This window comes from Cellulomonas sp., from assembly GCF_965229465.1.
Lineage (GTDB): Bacteria > Actinomycetota > Actinomycetes > Actinomycetales > Cellulomonadaceae > Cellulomonas.
Genome location: NZ_OZ245882.1, coordinates 1388786 through 1407058, shown reverse-complemented (window position 1 = coordinate 1407058; position 18273 = coordinate 1388786). Strand labels below are relative to the sequence as shown.

Below are 18273 nucleotides of genomic sequence, written 5' to 3'. Positions count from 1 at the left end.
CGCTTATGTAGAAACGACGCATATGGCAGTCTGTGCGGTCGGACGTTGAAAGCTGATGGGAGCCGTTCGTGTCAGCAAGCACGCAGCTGGACAGCGGCGTCACGGGGGACGCGGAGCTGATCCTCTCCGCACGCTCCGGCGATGCGGGTGCCATCGGCGCGCTCTACGAGCGGCACGCGGGCGCTGCCTGGGTGGTTGCGCGGCAGTACACGGACTCCCCGGCCGACGCCGACGACGTCGTCGCCGACTCGTTCGCCGCCGTCTTCGGGGCCCTCCAGCGCGGCAACGGGCCCGAGTCGGCGTTCCGTGCCTACCTGTTCACCGTCGTGCGTCGCGTGGCGGCGGTACGTCGGGAGAAGGCCCGTCGCGTGCAGCCGACGGACGACCTCGCGGTCCTCGAGGCCGGCACGGCGTGGGCGGGCACCGCCGACGAGCCCGCGCTGGCCGGGTTCGAGCGGGGCGTCGTCGCGCGTGCCTTCCACACGCTGCCCGAGCGGTGGCAGGCCGTGCTCTGGCACACCGAGGTCGAAGGGCTGAGCCCCGCGGAGATCGCCCCCGTCCTGGGGCTGACCGCCAACGGCGTCGCGGCGCTCGCGTACCGCGCGCGCGAGGGTCTGCGTCAGGCCTATCTCCAGCAGCACCTCCAGGACCCGCTCGACGAGGGGTGCCGCTCGGTCGCCGGGAAGCTCGGCGCCTACGTCCGCGGAGGGCTCGGCACGCGCGAGACCGGCCAGGTGGAGGCGCACCTCGAGGACTGCGGGACCTGTCGCGGGCTGCTGCTGGAGCTGGGCGACGTCAACCACGGCATGCGCGCGGTCATCGCGCCGCTGGTGCTCGGCGTGGTCGGCCTCGGCGCTCTCGGCGTGCTCCTGCCGGTGGGCGGCGGGCTCGCGGCGGGTGCGGCTGCTGCGGCCGGTGTGAGCGCCGGGACCGCGGGAGCGGGTACGGCCGGAGCCGGTGGTGCGGGAGCCGGTACGGCGGGAGCCGGCGGCGCCGGGGTCGGTGGTGCGGCAGGGGCCGGTGGCGCCACCGCGACGGTCGCGTCGACCGGGAGCGTCGGAGCAGGTGCCGCCGCGACCGGGGCGGTCGGCGTGGTCGGAGCCGGGGCCGCGGGCGGCGCGGCGGCGGCCGGAGGCGTCGCGGCGTTCCTGGCCTCGATCCCGCTCGGCGCCGCAGCGATCACGGTGGGCAGCGTCGCGCTCGCGGCCGTGGCCGCCATCAGCGTCGCCACCCTGCTCAGCTCGCCGGAGGGCAGCACGGCCACGGCGCCGACCACCTCCCCGAGCGCCACCCCGAGCACCCCGACGCCCGAGCCGACGTCCACGGCCGGCGACGCCCCGTCGTCACGGCCCACGGACGTGCCGACGCCGGAACCGACGGAGCTGCTGCCCGACGAGATCGTCCTCGACGACGACGAGGAGGCGGTGGACCCCGACTCGTCGCTGACGGCCGAGGCGCCGGCCGACCCCGCCGACACCACGCCGCCGACCGACCCGGTCGAGCCCGCAGAGCCGCTCTCCGCGACCCCCGCGGACGTCGGGGTCGAGCTGCCCACCGGAGGCCTCGCGCTCGAGGCGGGTCTGGGTGGACAGGAGCTCGCCGTCGTCGTCCGCAACAACGGCGGGACCACGGCGACGGACCTCGTGGCCGAGGTCACCCTGCCGGAGGGGGTCACGCTCGACGGCGTGGCGGCCGCGGCCTTGACCGGGCTCTCGGCAGGACGCTTCGCAGCGCCGTCCTCCGCGGGGTGGGTCTGCGTCGTCGGGGGCGGGACGAACATCGCGCGCTGCACGCTCGACGCGCTGCCCCCGAGGTCGACGTCGAGCCTGCTCCTGCGCGTCTCGATCGACGAGTCGTTCGACCGCTCGGACGGGGAGATCGGTCTGCGGGTGCTGGGCACCGGCATCGAGTACGTCGCGCCGCCCATCCGGCTGCTCATCGCCGCGTCACCGGCCCGCCTGACCCTGCGCACCGCACCGGGCACGATCCCGCTGGTGACCGGTCGGACCCGGCAGCTCGACCTCCCGGTCGCGAACGTGGGCGGCACGGGCCTCGCCGCCGGCGCAGGCTCGGTGTCCGTGTTCCTGCCGGCCGGCGTCTCCGGGGCCCCGGCGCCCGGGTCCCCCTGGAGCTGTACCGGCGCCCGACCGATGACCTGCGTCCCCGGTGTGGTCGGCCCCCGGGCGGACTCGCCACTCTCGCTGCTCCTGAGCGCGGGTGGGGCGGACGTGGTCACCGACCGCTCGCTCGTCCTCCAGCTCGCCCCGAGCGGACGCCTCACGTCGGAGACCGTCACCGTGCCGTTCTCGCTGCAACGGCCGGCGGCGCTGACCGTCAACGGACCCGGCTCGGCCGCCGTCGCGCTGGGCAGCCCCGCGTCGGTGCCGGTGAGCATCTCGAACACCGGCGACCTGCCCGCCGAGAACGTCCAGGTCACGGTGACCCGGCCCGGCACGCTCGGCTTCGGGCGGCCGGCCGTGACCGGCGGCGACTGGAGCTGCCCGGGTGACGGCACGACCGTGGTGTGCACCCTCGCCCGGATCGACCCCGGCGCCACGGTGGACCTGCCGCTCGCGGTGGAGGCCGTGCCGGGCGCGTTCCCCGTGGGTGAGGCGGTCACGGTGTCGGCGCAGGCCCCCGACGCCGACCCGGCCACCCCCCTCGTCGTGGCGGTGGAGGTGCTGGGCCCCGTGCTCGGTCTCGACGGCTACGACCCGCACGTCCGGCTGCGCCCGGACGGCACGGGGACGGCGTGGTTCACCGTGAGCTCGTCGGTCGCCGACGCGGCCACGCCGGTCGCCACGCTGACCCTGCCCGTCCACCTGAAGGCGGCGCTCGACGACCCGGGTCCGCAGACCGCCGGGTGCACGGCGTCCCCGAACCGCCGCACCGTGACGTGCCAGCTGGAGACCGTTCCGGCCGGCACCTCGGTGCAGGTGCTGGTCAACGTGCGGTGGGCCGGGAGTGCGAAGGGTGACGCGACCGTCGTGGTCTCCGCACCAGGGGCGGCGGACGTGCGGGCGGACGAGGCGGTGCAGACCTCGTCGGCCGGGCTGACCGCGCGCGACTCCTTCGCCGGCGCCGACGTCACCGAGATCGGCGCCCCGCTGCTGACCTGCGGTGCGACCGTGCCCGAGTGCGCCTCCGCGCAGACGAACGGCGACCGCGACAACAACGCGTTCGCCATGGTGGCCCTCGACGAGGCGCCGCTCGCACCGAAGTCACCGCGCAGCGCGGTGCCGGTGTCCTCGACCGCGCGGCTCGACGTCCCGGCCGGCCGCGACATCGTCTTCGCCGGCCTGTACTGGTCCGCCAACCGCGGTGGCGGCGACGACTGGAGCACCGACCTGCGCAGCGCGCGTCTGCGCGGCCCGGGCGGGACGTATGTGAAGGTCTCGGGTGACCCGGTCTCCCAGCCGACCGACGCCAGCAACCGGCAGTACTACCAGTCGTTCGCGGACGTGACGGACCTCGTCGCACGCGGCGGCCCGGGCGACTGGTCGGTGGCGGACGTCGCCGTCGGCACGGGCTCCACCGACAAGGACCGGACGTACTACGCGGGCTGGTCGCTGGTCGTCGTGTTCTCCGACCCCGGGTCGGACGCGTCGGTGACCGTGTACGACGGCGGTCAGTGGATCGGCACCGCGTCCTCGCCGCCCGCGTTCGAGTTCGCGGCGGAAGCGGGGACCACCGCTCGGATCGGCGTCGTGGCGTGGGAGGGCGACCGGACCGGCACGGGGGACCGGCTCCTGCTAGGCGACACCTGCCTGGGGTCCGGCTCCGGTGCGGCGGTCACGCGGCCTCTCGTCCCCACCCGGTGGGGCGGGTCGAGCGGCTCCGACAGCAACGCGTTCGACTCCACCGCGACCGGGTGGCGTGCCGCCAACTCGCTGGGCACCGACGCCAAGGCGTTCCGCGAGGTCAAGCTCGCGTGCGACGTGAGCTCGCTGCGCGGCACGACGGCGGGCGACCAGTACCTCATCGGTGCGATCACCCTGCGGTCCGCACCGTCGGCAGGCTGACCGCGCTCAGCCCGTGCGAGCGGTGACCGCTGCGACGGCGGCGTCGACCGGCACGGCGCCCCCGACCAGCTCGAGGGTCAGTCCCGCCGACCGCGTCTCGTGCAGGAGCGCCACCAGCACCGCGGCGACGTCGGCGCGGGGGACGGAACCGCGGGGGACCGTGGCGTCGAGCCGGACAGCGCCCGTCGGTCGCTCGTCCGTGAGCGCTCCGGGGCGCAGGATCGTCCAGTCGAGGTCGCGCGTGCGCAGGTTGACCTCGGCGGCACGCTTGGCGACGAGGTACGCGGCGAACACCTCGTCGGTCCCGTCGGGCGGCGGCGCGCCGGCTCCCATCGACGAGATCAGGACGTAGCGGCGCACACCCGCGTGCTCGGCCCCGTCGGCCAGCAGGGCCACCGCGGCGCGGTCCACGGTGTCCTTGCGGGCGACGCCGCTGCCCGGTCCGGCACCGGCCGCGAACACGACGGCGTCCGCCCCGGCGATCGCCTCGGCCACGTCGAGCGCGTTGGCGCGCTCGAGGTCGAGGACCACCGCCTCCGCACCGTCCGCGGCGACGTCGTCGACGTGCGCGAGCTGCCTGACCAGCGCCACCGGGACGTCGCCACGCGCACTGAGCTCGCGGGACAGGAGTCGCGCGATCTGTCCGTGGCCCCCTGCGATCGCGATGCGCATGCCGTCCACGGTAAGGACAGGTGCCCCGACCTGCGACCGGGGGAGCGTCCTCAGCCGACGTCCCCCGCGTCGGCGAGGACGTCGAGGAGCCGCAGGTGGCTGAGCCGGTCACCCAGCCGGTGCACGTCGTCAGAGCCCGCGGGGGCGAGCGACAGGGCGGTGTAGGTGTCGGCGCCCGGCAGCATCTCGGTGGCGAACTCGCGCAGCACCTCGGCCACCTCGGCCAGGTCGCCGGGCGCGCGGCCGGACCCCTCGGGCAGGCTCACGTACAGGAGCAGGCCGGGTTGGGGGCGGGGCAACGGGGTGGGTAGTGCCATGGGACGTCTCCGGGTGCGCGTGCGCGGCTGGTCGGGCCGCGCTGGGGTCAGGGCCTGGGGGATCAGGACCGAGGACACGCGCACGGATACGCGGCGACGGGGCGCAGCGCAGACGTGGTCATGGGGCGACTGTCGCACGCCCGCTCGTGGTCACCAAGGGAGATTCGCCGGTATCCCAGGGCTTGGACAGCTCAGACGACGCCGTACAACCGGTCGCCCGCGTCCCCGAGCCCGGGGACGATGTACGCCTTGTCGTTCAGGCGCTCGTCGACGGCCGCGACGACGATGGACACGTCGGCCCGGTCACCGACCGCCGCCTCGACCACGGCCAGACCCTCCGGGGCGGCCAGGAGGCACACCGCCGTGACGTCGCGGGCGCCGCGCGCCAGCAGGAAGTCGATCGCCGCCACCAGCGTGCCGCCGGTGGCCAGCATGGGGTCGAGCAGGAAGCACTGGCGGCCCGACAGGTCGTCCGGGAGCCGGTTGGCGTAGGTGATCGCCTCGAGGGTCTCCTCGTCGCGCTGCATGCCCAGGAAACCGACCTCGGCGGTGGGCAGCAGGCGGGTCATGCCGTCGAGCATGCCCAGGCCGGCGCGCAGGATCGGCACGACCAGCGGGCGCGGGTCGGCCAGCTTGACGCCGGTCGTGGCGGTCACCGGGGTGACGATGTCGACGGACTCGACGTGCACCTCCCGGGTCGCCTCGTAGGCGAGGAGCGTGACCAGCTCGTCGACCAGCAGTCGGAAGGTGGGCGACGCGGTGTGGACGTCGCGCAGGACGGTGAGCTTGTGGGCGACCAGGGGGTGGTCCGCGACGTGCAGGCGCATGGGCTCAACCTACCGGCGTCGCGTGCGCGATGATGCCCCCATGATCGACCCCCGCCGTCCGGAGCAGACGGCCGACGCCTGGGCGATGGGCCTCGCGCTCGACGAAGCGCGCCGCGCGGTCCTCGCGCACGACGTCCCGGTGGGTGCCGTCGTCGTCGGACCTTCTGGCGACATCGTCGGACGGGGACGCAACGTGCGGGAGGCGCGCGCCGACCCCACGGGGCACGCGGAGATCCTTGCCCTGAGGGCCGCGTCCGAGACGCTCGGGCGGTGGCGGCTGGACGACTGCACGCTCGTCGTCACGCTCGAGCCCTGCCTCATGTGCGCCGGCGCCACCGTGCTCGCGCGCATCCCGCGGCTGGTGCTCGGTGCGTGGGACCCGAAGGCGGGGGCGTGCGGGTCGCAGTGGGACGTGGTGCGCGACCGGCGGCTGAACCACCGTGTCGAGGTGGTCGGGGGAGTGCGCGCCGAGGAGTGCGGCCTGCTGCTCCAGCGGTTCTTCGAGGCTCAGCGCGACTGAGCGGGCGTCGGCAGCGTCTCGGCCAGGTCCGTGAGCGTCTCCGACGTCCCCGCGTCGAGCGTCACCGCCGCGTACTTGTCCCCGCGGGTGGCGCCCCGGTTCACGACGACCACCGGCTTGCCCGTCTGCGCGGCGTGCCGCACGAACCGCAGCCCCGACTGCACGGTCAGCGAGGACCCGGCGACGAGCAGCGCGTCGGCGGCGTCGACCAGCGCGTACGCCCGCTCCACCCGCTCCCGCGGCACGTTCTCGCCGAAGTAGACGATGTCGGGCTTGAGCATCCCGCCGCACGCGCTGCACGCCGCGACGATGAAGTGGCTGGTCTGCTCGATGACGGCGTCGGCGTCGGGCGCGATCTCGATATCCGCGACCGCCGCCGTGAACCCGGGGTTCAGCGTGTCCAGGCGGTCGGCCAGCTCCGCGCGGGAGATCACGATGCCGCACGACAGGCACCGCACCCGGTCGTACCGGCCGTGCAGGTCGATCACGTGCCGGGACCCCGCAGCCTCGTGCAGCAGGTCCACGTTCTGCGTGATCAGCCCGGTGACCACCCCGCGGTGCTCCAGGGCGGCCAGCGCGCGGTGGCCCGCGTTGGGCATGGTCCGGTGCACGTGCCGCCAGCCCACGTGGTTGCGGGCCCAGTAGTGCCGGCGGAACGCCTCGTCGGACGTGAACTGCTGGAACGTCATCGGCGTGCGCGGCGGGGAGTCGGGGCCGCGGTAGTCGGGGATCCCCGAGTCCGTCGACACGCCCGCTCCCGTGAGCGCCGCGAGCCGGTGGCCTGCGAGCACCTCGACGACGTCCGCCAGGGATCCGGCGGTCATCGGGACGGCGTCGTGCGCGGTGCTCACCGGTCCACGGTACGACGGACCGATGCCGGATTCGTGGGAGGGGCACCCGACCAGGTACCGTTCTCCCCGAGGTAGCGTGTCCGAGCGGCCTAAGGAGCACGCCTCGAAAGCGTGTGTGGGTGAAAGTCCACCGTGGGTTCAAATCCCACCGCTACCGCCAGCCGAAGGGCCCCACCCGCATGAACACGCGGATGTGGGGTCCTTCGTCGTTCTCCACTCGCCATTTACTCGCCACTTTGGCTCCCGGAGTCGACGTCTGTTGTCGTCTGCTGGATCAGCCGATCGATGACCACACGCAGGTCTGGCGCGACGTGAACCCGCTGCACGTAGTGCCGCGCCGTGGTGCTCTCGTCGGCATGCCCGAGTAGAGCCGTGGCGTTGCTCAGAGTCGTGCTGTTGGCGACCTGGGTGGCGACCGTCCGGCGGAAGTCGTGCGGCGTGACGTCCACACCGATGCCCTCTTGAGCTTCACGCAGTACCCGCCGAGGCTCGAGGTCGAGTACACCGGACCCCTCGACGTGAACAAGATCGCCGACGACGTCGTGGCCCGCATCCACGAGGACCCTGCCTTCGCCGCCCAGGTTGCCCGGCAACTCGGCTCGGCTCACTGAGGTTGGTTCTTAAGTGGTCAATGGCGTCGCCGTCAGGCACCCCAGGGGTTCATCGACGAGAACGGATCCGCAGACCGGTCCCCAGCATCTGCGGCCAGTAGCGCGATGCTCCGCCGGCGTGAACTGCCCGTACTTGCGCTTCTCGCCCATCGGCCTCCCCGGGGCGATCAGAGCGACCATCGTCCCCAAGCCGCGCAGCTCAGGGAAGCGTCAACGCCATGCCGGGCTCCTCGTCACCGCCCGTGTGTCAGCCGCTCGACTTTGGAGACGCGCCCTAGATGACGGGTGAAGAGGACCGGAAGACATTCTCGTGGTGCCACTCGAAGTAGCGAGCGCTCTGCTGCCACCCTCCGATGTGCCGACCTTCCAGGGCTCGGACGCGTCGGCCGATGGCCGACTCATCATCCACGTGGCCCGTTCCAACGAGAGCTCCGTCCTGCACGGCGATGTAGCCGTCTTCGAAGAGCGCGTCGCATCCAAAGATGCACGCGAGCATCGCGACGTGCGGGAGGTCGCGTGCTTCGTCCTGGGTCGCGGCAGAGCGTCGCTTAATGTGCGACGCCCACAGGAACCGCGGCGGATAGATCTCTCCGCACAGCGCGCACGGCGCTTCGTCCCGTCCGGCGAGAAGGGTGCTGCGGAGCTTGCGTTGCTCTCGGCGCTGCCGCGCTGTAACCGGACGATCGAGGTCGCCCTGGAACGGGCTCGGCGCAGGCAGTTGCGAGGTCAAGTCCTCGGGTAAGTCCTGGTCGTTGTCCTGGTGCGGGTCGTGGACGATCCTCGGTGGAGATGTACCGTCGACGCGTGTGTCGGGCAGCTGCTTGAGCACCGCGCCGACGAACGCGCTTCTGTAGCCGATGGCATCCGGAATGATCTCGACGGACCCCTCGCTGTTCAGGATCTCGAGCGCCCGTGCCACGTCGGCGATCGGTACAGGTGAGCCGCCCGGCGAGCGGTCGGTCGCCACGACGATGACCGGTGGTCGGACACCCAGGATCCGGTTCGGTCGTCCGCTGATCGTGGTGAGCTGGACGCCGATCAGGTCCCGAAGCATGTCATCGACGTCCACCTCGAATCGCGACGCGCTCTCAGGTCCCCGGACCAGCTCGTCCTCCAGCAGGGCAGCGTCTAGCTTCACGCGTAGGTATCGGTCGTTGTCGGGCCGTACCGTGCCGAGGCCGGCTTTCTGCCAGGCTGCGATCTCAGCCGGGCTCGAGCGGACATCAGCGTTCGTCGGATTGATGTAGATGCTCCGCTCGCCGTCGAGGTGGACCACCTTGCGGTAACCGGGCCATGCCGCTTCTGGGGCAATGAGTTTGAGCCCGAGCGCTTCGCAGACGCGGACGAGCGGCCAGACCTGCGACTGCGGCGTTCCGGCCGGAATGGTGTCAGCCTTGAGGCGCTTCCGCCGCGCCTCAACTTCGCCCGGTTCCGCTGTCGTTCGAGTCTGTCCAGCCGCTTCTTGGGGGCTTGGTGTGTGAGTGCCCGATGCCGGGCCGCCGCCGCTCTGAGTTACGGACTGATCATCCATGTTTTACAGCCTCAATCGTTGATTGGGAGTTGGGTCAGCTTCCTTGGGGCTGAGCAGACCAAGGGGCGTCGACGGGCAAACCGTAGTCGCCGATCTCACCGGTCGGCGCGACTGAAGAGCACGCGGTCCCGCGTCGGCCGGCGGCGCGGACGGTCCCAAGTTATCCGGCATCTGCTCGCTAGCCTGACCCGGTACCGCGCACCAGCGACCGGTGCAATCCGGGTCGGACGAATGGGACTGTAGATGGCTGTCGTACGAAGCAGCGGCGCCTCAAGCACGCGAAGACATCCAGGGACGACGAGTTCTACACCCACGTCTCTGACGTCGAGAAGGAGTTGCGGCAGTACGACGGGTGGAGCTCGGTGAAGCCTGTCGTTGTTGTCGACGCCAACGCGTTGCACGGACTGAAGTCGCTGACCGGCGCGGACTTTAAGACCGCTGCCGCGCTGGCCAGGATGGGCTGCGTTCGGCTCGTCGTCCCGGACGTCGTCGTGCAGGAGTTGGCCCGGCAGGGTGCTAAGGAGGTCGCTGACGGATGGTCACGTCTCCGCAACGCCATCAGTGGCTTCAGGGGCGTCGCGAGCGATTCCACCGCGATCGGTGTCTCGGTGAGATCGACGCCATTGGGGTTGGACCCACAGCCCCCTGCGGACAGAACGACATTTCACGCGGCGATGACCGCTTTCTTCGAAGAGCGCTTGGTCGAGACCCCGACCTGCCCGGACGTCCCGGTGTCGGATCTGCTCGCCCGGGATCTCGACATCCGGAAGCCGTTCGATGAGAACGGCAAGGGCTTCCGTGACGCGCTGATCTGGGAGACCATCCGAGACCTGTGCGACAAGCTTGAAGGGGCTGACACTCTCGTCGTATTTATGACAAACAACCACAAGGACTTCTGTGCCGGCAAGGGGAGAACCCTTCACACCCATCTGCGCGACGAGCTCCGGCCGCATCAGCGCTTCGATCTAGTCCAGGACTTGACGGCTCTGTTGGAGCACGAGCAGGTCGCGAAGCTCGTTGAGTCGCTCCGCGTCGTAGAAGGGTCGCTCACGCCAAAGACGGTGGCCGATCTTGTCGATGAGACCCTCTCGTGCCTGGTCGGCAGTGAACTGGCATCAACGGTAGGCGTCTACGACGGCAACGGCCTGTACAGCGTCCCGATCATGACGCCTCTCGCCGACACGGCCTTCAACGATATCGACCCTGACAACGGCTCGATCGCGTTCGAGGTCTTGCGGACCAGCGATGACGGCGAGATGACAATCCGCGTCATCGTCGAAGCCGACGCCACAATCGAGGGCTTCATCGACAAGGGCGAGCTGATCGCGCTGGACGACGACACCTTCTCGTACTTCGAAGACTGGAACCGCCACAGTTTCCGCGCGATCGAGTCGCATCGCGTCAGGTTCACTCTGAGCGCGGACTTCGCCGAGACCACGGTCGGTGACATCGTCCTGCGCGTGGATGGGGTCGAAGAAATGTAGATCGCGAAGACGCCTGATGGGAGCTTCGCGCTCGACCCCTCATCGACGTACGCGACATCGACACACATGAGCGGATTGCGCCACCTGCGCGGGTTGTCGCTTAGTCGGTCGCGGGGATCCGACATCAGCTGGTGAGTTCGTGAGAACTTTCCTTACTGACTCAAGCGCGCGGCTCCGCCGCGCGGGTCGGCCTCCGGGGCGGGGCCCCGCGCTCCGCTCGCAAGCTCGCTGCGCGCACCCCACCCCTCTAGCCGACCACAGGCACGACGAAGGCGGCCCCGAATCGTCCCCGGAACCGCCTGCTTCCACCGCGCTCTTGCACCGTCCTGACGCCCGGCCCCGCACCGACCGCCGAGCATCCGGCCGTCTCCACTCCGCGTCAAGGGCGCCTACGGCGTCACTCCGTGATGGCTACGCCACCCCTGACCCGGACCTCCGACACCCTCTTGTGCTCCGCTATCGGTACAGCGCCTCGAAGTGTTCCCACCGCTGAGAGGTCGCCGATTGCACTCCTCTTTGACGTCCAACCGGGTCCGAAACCGTACAACGCGTTACACGGCAACAACTGATGTTCGACCAGGTCAGATGCGAGATCGTCGGACCCAGCCAACCCCGTCAAAGACAAGCGACCCAAGCCCACCGCTACCGCCAGTCGAAGGGCCCCACCCGCATGAACACGCGGATGTGGGGTCCTTCGTCGTTCCCGCTGCTCCGCTTTGGCTCCCCATTGCCTCATTCCGGGGCCTCATCCGACGCCTGGGCCAGGGGCGGGTCGATGACGACGCGCAGGTCGGGGGCGACATGGAATCGCTGCACGTAGTGCCGTGCCGTGGTGCTCTCGTCGGCGTGCCCGAGTTGTGCCGTCGCGTTCGCGAGCGTGCTGCCCCGCGCGACCTGGGTCGCTACCGTCCGGCGGAAGTCGTTCGGTGTGACGTCGACCCCACCGTCGTCGGGGTGCGGGACAGATTGACCTTGCCCGGGCCTCATACTCTGAGCGTCGAATCGCCGAGCGCGGTGAGGCCTACCAGTCGTATTGCCTTGAGGCCCCCAATCTCCTACCCACTTGTGGGGAGGAGTCGAATATCTACAATCCTACGGCGAGTAGTGCGTCCTGCGGCGCGCCAAGCTCGAACCAAGGTTCGCCGCTATACGGATTCTTGCCGTAGAAGCCTCGCTCACAGCGGATGGCCCACGTCGTCACGACAGCGGCGAGCGTAATGGCGGAGGGGCTTGGCGGTACGAGATCGAAGACCTCGTCTAGGTGCACGACGGACGGAAATCCTGCACAGGGGCGGCACCAGATTGCCGTGGCTCCGCCTTCCCCCGTAGCGATGGGCAGCCAGTTGATCATCCCATCAAGTTCGGGCGATGGTCGCGTAACGTCCTTGACTATCAGGGCTCGATCCCACATTCGGTTGAGCACGAAATCCAGCTCACCTACCCAATTGTCGTAAATGAGTTGACCGGATCCGTAGTGCGAGTACCAGTCGACAATGTCCGCGTGTGGTGTCAGGCCCGCCTTTTCTAGCATGTCCCGCACCGTCTCGGATGGTAAACCTTCGCTCATCGGTTCGTACCCAAGCGCCTGCCGAGCGCGATCGAGGCGAAGCATTGCCGACTTTAGCGTTGTCATGACGTCCTCTTGTTTCCGCAAAGGTAGACTGTGGGCAAGAATGACGCGGGAAGTGGGATCACGAGGAACTTCCGATTCGGGCTGCCGAGCGGCGCGATGCTCAGGTCGCACGCTCCGTAGAAGGCGTTCAACTGGGACCCTTCCAGCGTGTTGTCCGGTCCAGGGATTAGTCGAAGGCTCGAGCCGATGCCGCCTTCGAGGGTGGACCGGAAGGGGTACTCGTCGACGAAGGCGGCCCCGAGTCTCCCCGGAACCGCCTGCTTTCACCGCGCTCTTGCACCGTCCTGACGCCCGGCCTCGCACCTACCGCTGAGCATCCGGCCGTCTCCACTCCCCGTCAAGGGCGCCTACGGCGTCACTGCGTGATGGCTGCGCCACCCCTGACCCGGACCTCCGACAGCCTCTTGTGCTCCGCTATCGGTCCGATGCCTCGATGTGCCACTGCCACTGAGGCTCGCCGGCCCGACACGTCCTATGTGGTGCGCGCCGCGGCAGACTGAACAGTCTCTCGTCGCGTCAACCAGGCGAGAGTTGCCGCCCCCGCGCCTACGGCGACCGCGCCGAGAGCGAGGCTCACCGCAAGCATTTCTCTGTTGACCTGCAGACATCGCGCGCTGTCCCCCGCGGCGGCGGTGGCACCTAATGCGGGCCCATCCAGACAGGTGTAGGTCCGGTCACCGTCCGAGACGGTTCGCGGAGCTAGAGCCCAGCCCGCCGCGACGAGAATGGCCACCGTGGCCAGAGTCGCAACTACGAATCGAGCCGCAGAAGGCGCCGGACGGGCCCGCCAAGCAACGACCCATGCGAGTGCGATCAGGAGACCGAACGCAAGGGTGACCAGCACACCTGCGACTTGCACCGATGGCATGGGGCGTTCTCCAGGGTGATGTAGGTGTCGGGGGATAGGTATGGGCCGCTCGAGATCGTACTGAGAGCACCTTGCTGCGATCTCCGAACCAGGCTGCAGCTCGACAACGAGGTCGCCGATTGCTCTCCTCTTTGCAGTCCAACCGGGTCCGAAACCGTCCAACGCGTTACATGGAGTGGACCGGGTGCTCGACCAGGTCAGGTGCGAGATCGTCGAACTGGACCAACCTCGTGCAAGACAAGCAACCCAAGCCCACCGCGACCGCCAGCCGAAGGGCCCCACCCGCGTGATTCTGCGCAAGTGGGGCCCTCCGTCGTCTGTGGACATCGACCGGTCGTCGCCCTACCCGAAGGGGCGGGCACCACGCGATGATCATGGGGTGAGAGCCCAGAACGCGACCGTCACGATCGACCGGGCCGATGCCGTCTCCCTGATCGGCGTCCTGGCGCTCGTCGCCGGGCACGCGGCCGCCGGTGATCTCACGCCCAAGGCGATGGAACACCTGCAGCGACGCCTCGCCGCGGATCTCGAAGTGCTCACCTCGGCGTCCCTCGATGACCTGCTGACTATGCTCAATCAGCGTCTGCGCAGGGCGCTAGGCGAGCCTGAGCAGTCATAGTCACCGGCTCAGCTCCGCCTCCTCGTCTACCCGGCCCAGCTTGTCGGGGTTCGCGATCGACCAGACGCGTGTCACTCGACCATCGGCGACGGTGAAGCTGGCGACGCCGACGAGCTGTCCGTCCAGCTCCATGCGGACACCGGGCTGGCCGTTGATCCAGGTCGCGACGGCCAGCAGCGCGCCCTCGGCCCTCGCCATCCCGCCCACCAGGTACCGCGCCAGCCTCTCGTTGCCGACGATCGGCCGCCGTGCCGCTCCGCGGGCCTTTCCGCCGCCGTCGGCGATCGCCACCACGTCGGGTGCGAGGACGTCCATGAGGCCGCCGAGGTCGCCGGTGTTGAGCGCGGCGACGAGCCGCCCCACGACCCTCTCGTGCTCCGCGCGGACGACGTGCACCCGGGGCCGGCGGGCGGTGACGTGGTTCTTCGCGCGGTGGGCGATCTGGCGCACGGCGGCCGGAGTCTTGTCGACGACGTCCGCGATCTCGTCGTACGGCACGTCGAAGACCTCCCGCAGCACGAAGACAACGCGTTCGGCCGGGCCGAGGGTCTCGAGCACGGTGAGCATCGCGATGGACATGTTGTCGGCCAGCTCGACGTCGTCCGCCACGTCGGGACTGGTCAGCAGCGGCTCGGGGAGCCACTCGCCCACGTAGTCCTCGCGGCGCCGCGACACCGTGCGCAGGTGGTTGAGCGCCTGCCGGGTCACGATGCGGACCAGGTACGCGCGCGGGTCGCGGACCTCCGACCGGTCGATCGAGGCCCATCGGAGCCAGGACTCCTGAAGCACGTCCTCGGCGTCAGCGGCCGAGCCGAGCATCTCGTACGCGACCGTGAACAGCAGCCTGCGGTGGACGACGAACGGGTCGTCGTCGGCGCGCGCGAGGTCGGGCACGTCAGCGAGCCTACGAGGCGCTCGCACCGGCGGACCGTGCGGCCAGCGGGGGGAGCCCGCACGCGGCGGCGAACTCCTCGGAGTGGATCCCGAGCGCGAGGTTCATCCGCGCGGACATGTTCATGAACGCCACCCGGGCGGCGAGCTCGACGAGTGCCGCGGGGCCGAGCTCGGCCAGCAGGGCGGCCGACAGCTCGTCCGTCACGGCCGGTGGCGTCTGGCTCGCGGCCTCGGCGTACTCCATGACCCGGCGCTCCCGTGGGGTGAAGGCGGAGGACTCGCGCCAGCGCGGCACCTCACGGACCTTTGCCTCGTCGAGCCCGTGGTTGTGCGCCATGAAGTAGTGGAGGTCGAGGCAGAAGCTGCAGCCGACCGTCGCGGCCGACGCCATAGCCGCGTAGGTCGCGAGGTCGCGGTCGAGCTCGTGCCAGCGCTCGACCTTGCCGCCGAGGCGCATCGAGTCCTTCAGGACGCCCTGGTGGTGCCACAGGACGCCGACCGATTCGGGGACGTGGCCGAGCATCTTGCGGGCCATGAGCTTCACCAGTGCTCCGTACGCGCCGGTGACCTCGGCCGGGGGGACGCGGGTGGTGCTGGTCATGGGGTGCTCCTGGTGTCGATGGTTCGTCTCCGTCGACATGAAGACACCGGCCGACACCCGCGTGTGACAGATCCCGGTTCGTGGTGTGGTGGTGAGGTCAGGAGCAGAGCACGGTGTCCACGAGCTCCAGGATCCTGGCCTCGACGTCGGCGGACGCTGCCTGCGGCAGGACGCCGTGCATGGTGGTCGTCGCCACCGTGATGCCGCGTCGGCCGTCCTCAGTCACGCCGCCGTCGGTCTGGTAGCCGGGGATGATCCCGCCGTGGCCCCAGGCGAGTCCGCCGCAGCTGAGCGGCGTGGACTGGAGGCCCAGGCCGTAGCGCCAGCCCTCCGGGACGCCGGGCAGGGCCATCGGGACGGTCGTCTTCATCTGCGCGAGCTCGGCGGGCCGCAGCAGCTTCCCGCCCAGCAGCGAACGGAAGAACGTGGTCAGGTCGCCCGGGGTGGACACGATGTCGCCGGCGCCCCAGGACGCCGCGGGGTCGATGTCGGTGTGCTCGAACAGTGGCGTGCCGGCCGGCTCGGCGTAGTACCCCTTCGGGTGCGCGCCGCGGATGGTCTGCTCCCCGCGGCCGGGGACGTAGGTGTCGCGCAGGTGCAGGGGCTCGATGATCCGGTCGGTGACGACCTCGCCGAGCGGACGCTGGGTGACCTTCTGCACGATCAGGCCGGCGAGCACGTAGTTGGTGTTGCTGTAGGACCACGCGCCCGCCGGGGTCGCGGGCTGCGCCAGGCCCAGGGCGACCAGCTCGTGCGGCTCGATGTACCAGTTCTTGAGCACCTCCAGCGTGACGGCACCGTCGGTGACGAACGGCGGACCGCTGGTGAAGCTGCCGATCCCGCTGGTGTGCTGGAGCAGGTCGCGGACGGTGATGTCGTGCCCGTCGACCGGGCCGCGCACCAGCCCGGGCAGGTAGGTCTCGACGGACGCGTCGAGGTCGATGGCCCCCTCTCCGACCAGCTGCAGGACCACGGTCGCCACGAACGTCTTGGAGTTGCTGCCGATGCGCACCTGCCCGTCGACCGGCACGCGGGCGCCGGTGGCCAGGTCGCCGACACCCGCGACCAGGTCGCGGTCGCGGTCGCGTCCCTTGCCGTCGGCGACCGTGGCGAGCGCGGCGGGCACGCCGTCGACCTCGACCAGATGGTCGAGCGTCTGCTGCACGACGTCGGGCCGGGGCGTGCGCCCATGGTCGCCCGCGAACGCGATGCTGGGCACCGCCAGCGCGGCACCGGCGACGACCGCGCACGCCAGGACGAGGGCGGACAGCGGGGAGGGCTGCGACATGGGAGCTCCTGGGTGGGGTGCGGGACAGGTCGGGCTCGTGCCTGTCCAGCGTCGTGCGCGCGGCCCCCGCCCCACCATCACGGCACCACCCCGATCGAGCCGTGGGTCTACCCCACCTCCGCCCTTCTGCAGCCGTTCAGCGCCACCCGCTCCGGCGGGCCAGGATGGCCCGCGTGACCCTCTATGCGCAGACCCCGTGGCGCCGTGCCCGCCAGATCGTCGGAGACCTCCTCGTCGTGGGGTGGGTCGTCCTCTGGGTCCGCGCCGGGCTCTGGGTGCACGAGGTCGTGGGACGGCTCGCTGCTCCCGGGCGCACTCTCGAGGACGCCGGCTCCTCGCTCTCGGACAGCCTGAACTCCGCGGGAGACACCGTGGCCCGCGTCCCGCTGGTGGGCGACGACGTGCGTGCCCCGTTCACCGCCGCCGGCGGCGCGGCGGACTCGATCGCACGGGCGGGCGTCGAGGTGCAGGACGGGGCCCACCAGCTCGCGCTGGTGCTGGGCCTCACGATCGCCGCCCTGCCGATCCTGCTCGTCGTCGCGGTCTGGCTGTACTCCCGCATCCGGTTCGTCCGCAAGGCCCGTGCGGCCACGCGGATCCTCGACTCGGCCGCGGACCTGGACCTGTTCGCCCTCCGCGCACTGGCGACGCAGCCCGTCCGGGCGCTCGCCCGCGTCAGCGACGACCCGGCGAACGCGTGGCGCCGACGGGATCCCGACGTCGTCCGCGAGCTCGCGTCGCTCGAGCTGCGCTCGCTCGGCCTGCGAGCACCAACCAGGCGGATGCCGGCATGACACCTGTCAGAGCTCCGCTGGGCTGACCGGCAGAGGGTGAAGTCGCTGGTCTGACGCCGAACGGGCACGCCACCTGGCTCGATCCGACTAGCCTCCTCGAACGGCCCGGACGTGCTCGCTCTCGGTGTGGAGGAACAGATGCTTCGTCGTCGACTTGCTGGTGCCGCGCTCGCGATGGCCGTGGGCCTGGGGGGTGCCGTCGGGTCTGCGACCGCTGCGGAAGCCTCCGGGCGGTGCCTGAACGTGTCGATGTCGGCCCAGACCTCGACCCGCGTGACGATCACGAACAACTGCGGCAACCTCGCCGCCGTCGTCAACGTCCGCTACAAGGGGAACCCCTACGAGTACTGGACGATCGTGCTGAACCCGCTCAAGTCCACGACGCTGACCGCGGCGCACCCGATCAAGCTCGGCGCCTGGGGTCTCGCAGCGCAGCCGTGAGGCCTGCGCGAGATCCTGCTTCGATCCGTGCACATACGTAGAGCGGGAACCCCAGGTTCGAGACCGCCTCGTGCGCGCGGTCAGGGAGTGCGGGAAGGCGGCGGCGAGGTCGGGACACCCGCCCGGCGACCGCCGTCACCGACTCCTCGTCGCGGAGCAGCGCCGACGGTTCGGTCGTGACCGCGATGGGGCTGCGCGCCCGGCCTCGGTGACCGCGCTGCGGGTCTCGTACCCGGAGAGGTCGCGCCGTGGCTCGCTCGGCCACGGCCGCCCGCGGTGTGTCGACGGCCCCTGAACCGA

General features: G+C 70.7%; 17 protein-coding genes, 1 tRNA gene and 1 pseudogene. 7 read left to right on the top strand and 12 right to left on the bottom strand.

All coding sequences use genetic code 11. The features are described from left to right. Positions 1-68: 68 nt before the first annotated feature. On the top strand, positions 69-4022 hold the full coding sequence (locus ACO06A_RS06665) for a sigma-70 family RNA polymerase sigma factor (protein WP_421735243.1): 3954 nt from the start codon (positions 69-71) through the stop codon (positions 4020-4022). 6 nt (positions 4023-4028) lie between these two features. Here the strand turns inward: ACO06A_RS06665 and ACO06A_RS06660 are convergent, their stop codons facing one another. The 3 genes from ACO06A_RS06660 to upp all read right to left on the bottom strand — a co-directional run bounded on the left by ACO06A_RS06660 (position 4029) and on the right by upp (position 5838). Beyond that, positions 4029-4694, bottom strand: coding sequence for an SDR family oxidoreductase (locus tag ACO06A_RS06660; protein ID WP_421735242.1), 666 nt, complete (start codon positions 4692-4694; stop codon positions 4029-4031). A gap of 50 nt (positions 4695-4744) precedes the next feature. Further along, complete coding sequence (locus ACO06A_RS06655) at positions 4745-5011, bottom strand: hypothetical protein (protein WP_421735241.1); 267 nt, start codon at positions 5009-5011, stop codon at positions 4745-4747. Between the two features lie 191 nt (positions 5012-5202). Next, positions 5203-5838 (bottom strand): uracil phosphoribosyltransferase, encoded by a 636-nt coding sequence (gene upp, locus ACO06A_RS06650; protein WP_175349365.1) that lies wholly within the window; start codon positions 5836-5838, stop codon positions 5203-5205. A 40-nt stretch (positions 5839-5878) separates the two neighbouring features. Between upp and ACO06A_RS06645 the strand changes: the two genes are divergently transcribed. Next, positions 5879-6358, top strand: coding sequence for a nucleoside deaminase (locus tag ACO06A_RS06645; RefSeq protein WP_421735240.1), 480 nt, complete (start codon positions 5879-5881; stop codon positions 6356-6358). Here ACO06A_RS06645 and ACO06A_RS06640 read toward each other — a convergent pair. Then, positions 6346-7182 carry an NAD-dependent protein deacetylase gene (locus ACO06A_RS06640; protein ID WP_421736027.1) on the bottom strand — a complete coding sequence of 279 codons (837 nt, stop codon included), beginning with the start codon at positions 7180-7182 and terminating at the stop codon, positions 6346-6348. The genes ACO06A_RS06645 and ACO06A_RS06640 overlap by 13 nt on opposite strands. Before the next feature lie 97 nt (positions 7183-7279). Here ACO06A_RS06640 and ACO06A_RS06635 point away from each other — a divergent pair. Beyond that, a tRNA-Ser gene (locus ACO06A_RS06635) sits at positions 7280-7369 on the top strand. 64 nt (positions 7370-7433) lie between these two features. Here the strand turns inward: ACO06A_RS06635 and ACO06A_RS06630 are convergent. Both ACO06A_RS06630 and ACO06A_RS06625 read right to left on the bottom strand, forming a co-directional pair. After that, the gene (locus ACO06A_RS06630) at positions 7434-7817 is read right to left on the bottom strand and encodes a tyrosine-type recombinase/integrase (protein ID WP_421735239.1); all 384 of its coding nucleotides are present in this window, start codon (positions 7815-7817) and stop codon (positions 7434-7436) included. A gap of 277 nt (positions 7818-8094) precedes the next feature. Next, positions 8095-9351 (bottom strand): hypothetical protein, encoded by a 1257-nt coding sequence (locus ACO06A_RS06625; RefSeq protein WP_421735238.1) that lies wholly within the window; start codon positions 9349-9351, stop codon positions 8095-8097. Positions 9352-9713: 362 nt separating this feature from the next. Between ACO06A_RS06625 and ACO06A_RS06620 the strand changes: the two genes are divergently transcribed. Then, positions 9714-10835, top strand: coding sequence for a PIN domain-containing protein (locus ACO06A_RS06620; RefSeq protein ID WP_421735237.1), 1122 nt, complete (start codon positions 9714-9716; stop codon positions 10833-10835). Between the two features lie 732 nt (positions 10836-11567). On the opposite strand, the gene ACO06A_RS06615 is transcribed toward ACO06A_RS06620, so the two are convergent. From ACO06A_RS06615 to ACO06A_RS06605, 3 genes and pseudogenes are all read right to left on the bottom strand, one after another. Beyond that, positions 11568-11822: a hypothetical protein gene (locus tag ACO06A_RS06615; protein ID WP_421735236.1), complete on the bottom strand. Its 255-nt coding sequence runs from the start codon at positions 11820-11822 to the stop codon at positions 11568-11570. A 97-nt stretch (positions 11823-11919) separates the two neighbouring features. Next, positions 11920-12468: a hypothetical protein gene (locus tag ACO06A_RS06610; RefSeq protein WP_421735235.1), complete on the bottom strand. Its 549-nt coding sequence runs from the start codon at positions 12466-12468 to the stop codon at positions 11920-11922. After that, positions 12465-12689, bottom strand: a pseudogene (locus ACO06A_RS06605) (NucA/NucB deoxyribonuclease domain-containing protein); the annotation flags it as partial. The gene ACO06A_RS06610 and the pseudogene ACO06A_RS06605, both read right to left, overlap by 4 nt. Positions 12690-13715: 1026 nt before the next feature. Between ACO06A_RS06605 and ACO06A_RS06600 the strand changes: the two are divergent. Next, complete coding sequence (locus tag ACO06A_RS06600) at positions 13716-13955, top strand: hypothetical protein (protein ID WP_421735234.1); 240 nt, start codon at positions 13716-13718, stop codon at positions 13953-13955. Here ACO06A_RS06600 and ACO06A_RS06595 read toward each other — a convergent pair whose 3' ends face one another. From ACO06A_RS06595 to ACO06A_RS06585, 3 genes are all read right to left on the bottom strand, one after another. Further along, the gene (locus ACO06A_RS06595; protein ID WP_421735233.1) at positions 13956-14849 is read right to left on the bottom strand and encodes an RNA polymerase sigma-70 factor; all 894 of its coding nucleotides are present in this window, start codon (positions 14847-14849) and stop codon (positions 13956-13958) included. Positions 14850-14859: 10 nt separating this feature from the next. Continuing rightward, positions 14860-15450 carry a carboxymuconolactone decarboxylase family protein gene (locus ACO06A_RS06590; RefSeq protein ID WP_421735232.1) on the bottom strand — a complete coding sequence of 197 codons (591 nt, stop codon included), beginning with the start codon at positions 15448-15450 and terminating at the stop codon, positions 14860-14862. A 97-nt stretch (positions 15451-15547) separates the two neighbouring features. After that, positions 15548-16738 carry a serine hydrolase domain-containing protein gene (locus tag ACO06A_RS06585; protein WP_421735231.1) on the bottom strand — a complete coding sequence of 397 codons (1191 nt, stop codon included), beginning with the start codon at positions 16736-16738 and terminating at the stop codon, positions 15548-15550. A gap of 173 nt (positions 16739-16911) precedes the next feature. Here ACO06A_RS06585 and ACO06A_RS06580 point away from each other — a divergent pair, with 173 nt between their 5' ends. Together ACO06A_RS06580 and ACO06A_RS06575 are read left to right on the top strand one after the other, a co-directional pair. Beyond that, positions 16912-17532: a hypothetical protein gene (locus ACO06A_RS06580; protein WP_421735230.1), complete on the top strand. Its 621-nt coding sequence runs from the start codon at positions 16912-16914 to the stop codon at positions 17530-17532. Positions 17533-17781: 249 nt separating this feature from the next. After that, entirely contained in the window at positions 17782-17973 is a 192-nt protein-coding gene (locus tag ACO06A_RS06575) for a hypothetical protein (protein ID WP_421735229.1), read from the top strand. Positions 17974-18273 lie beyond the last annotated feature (300 nt).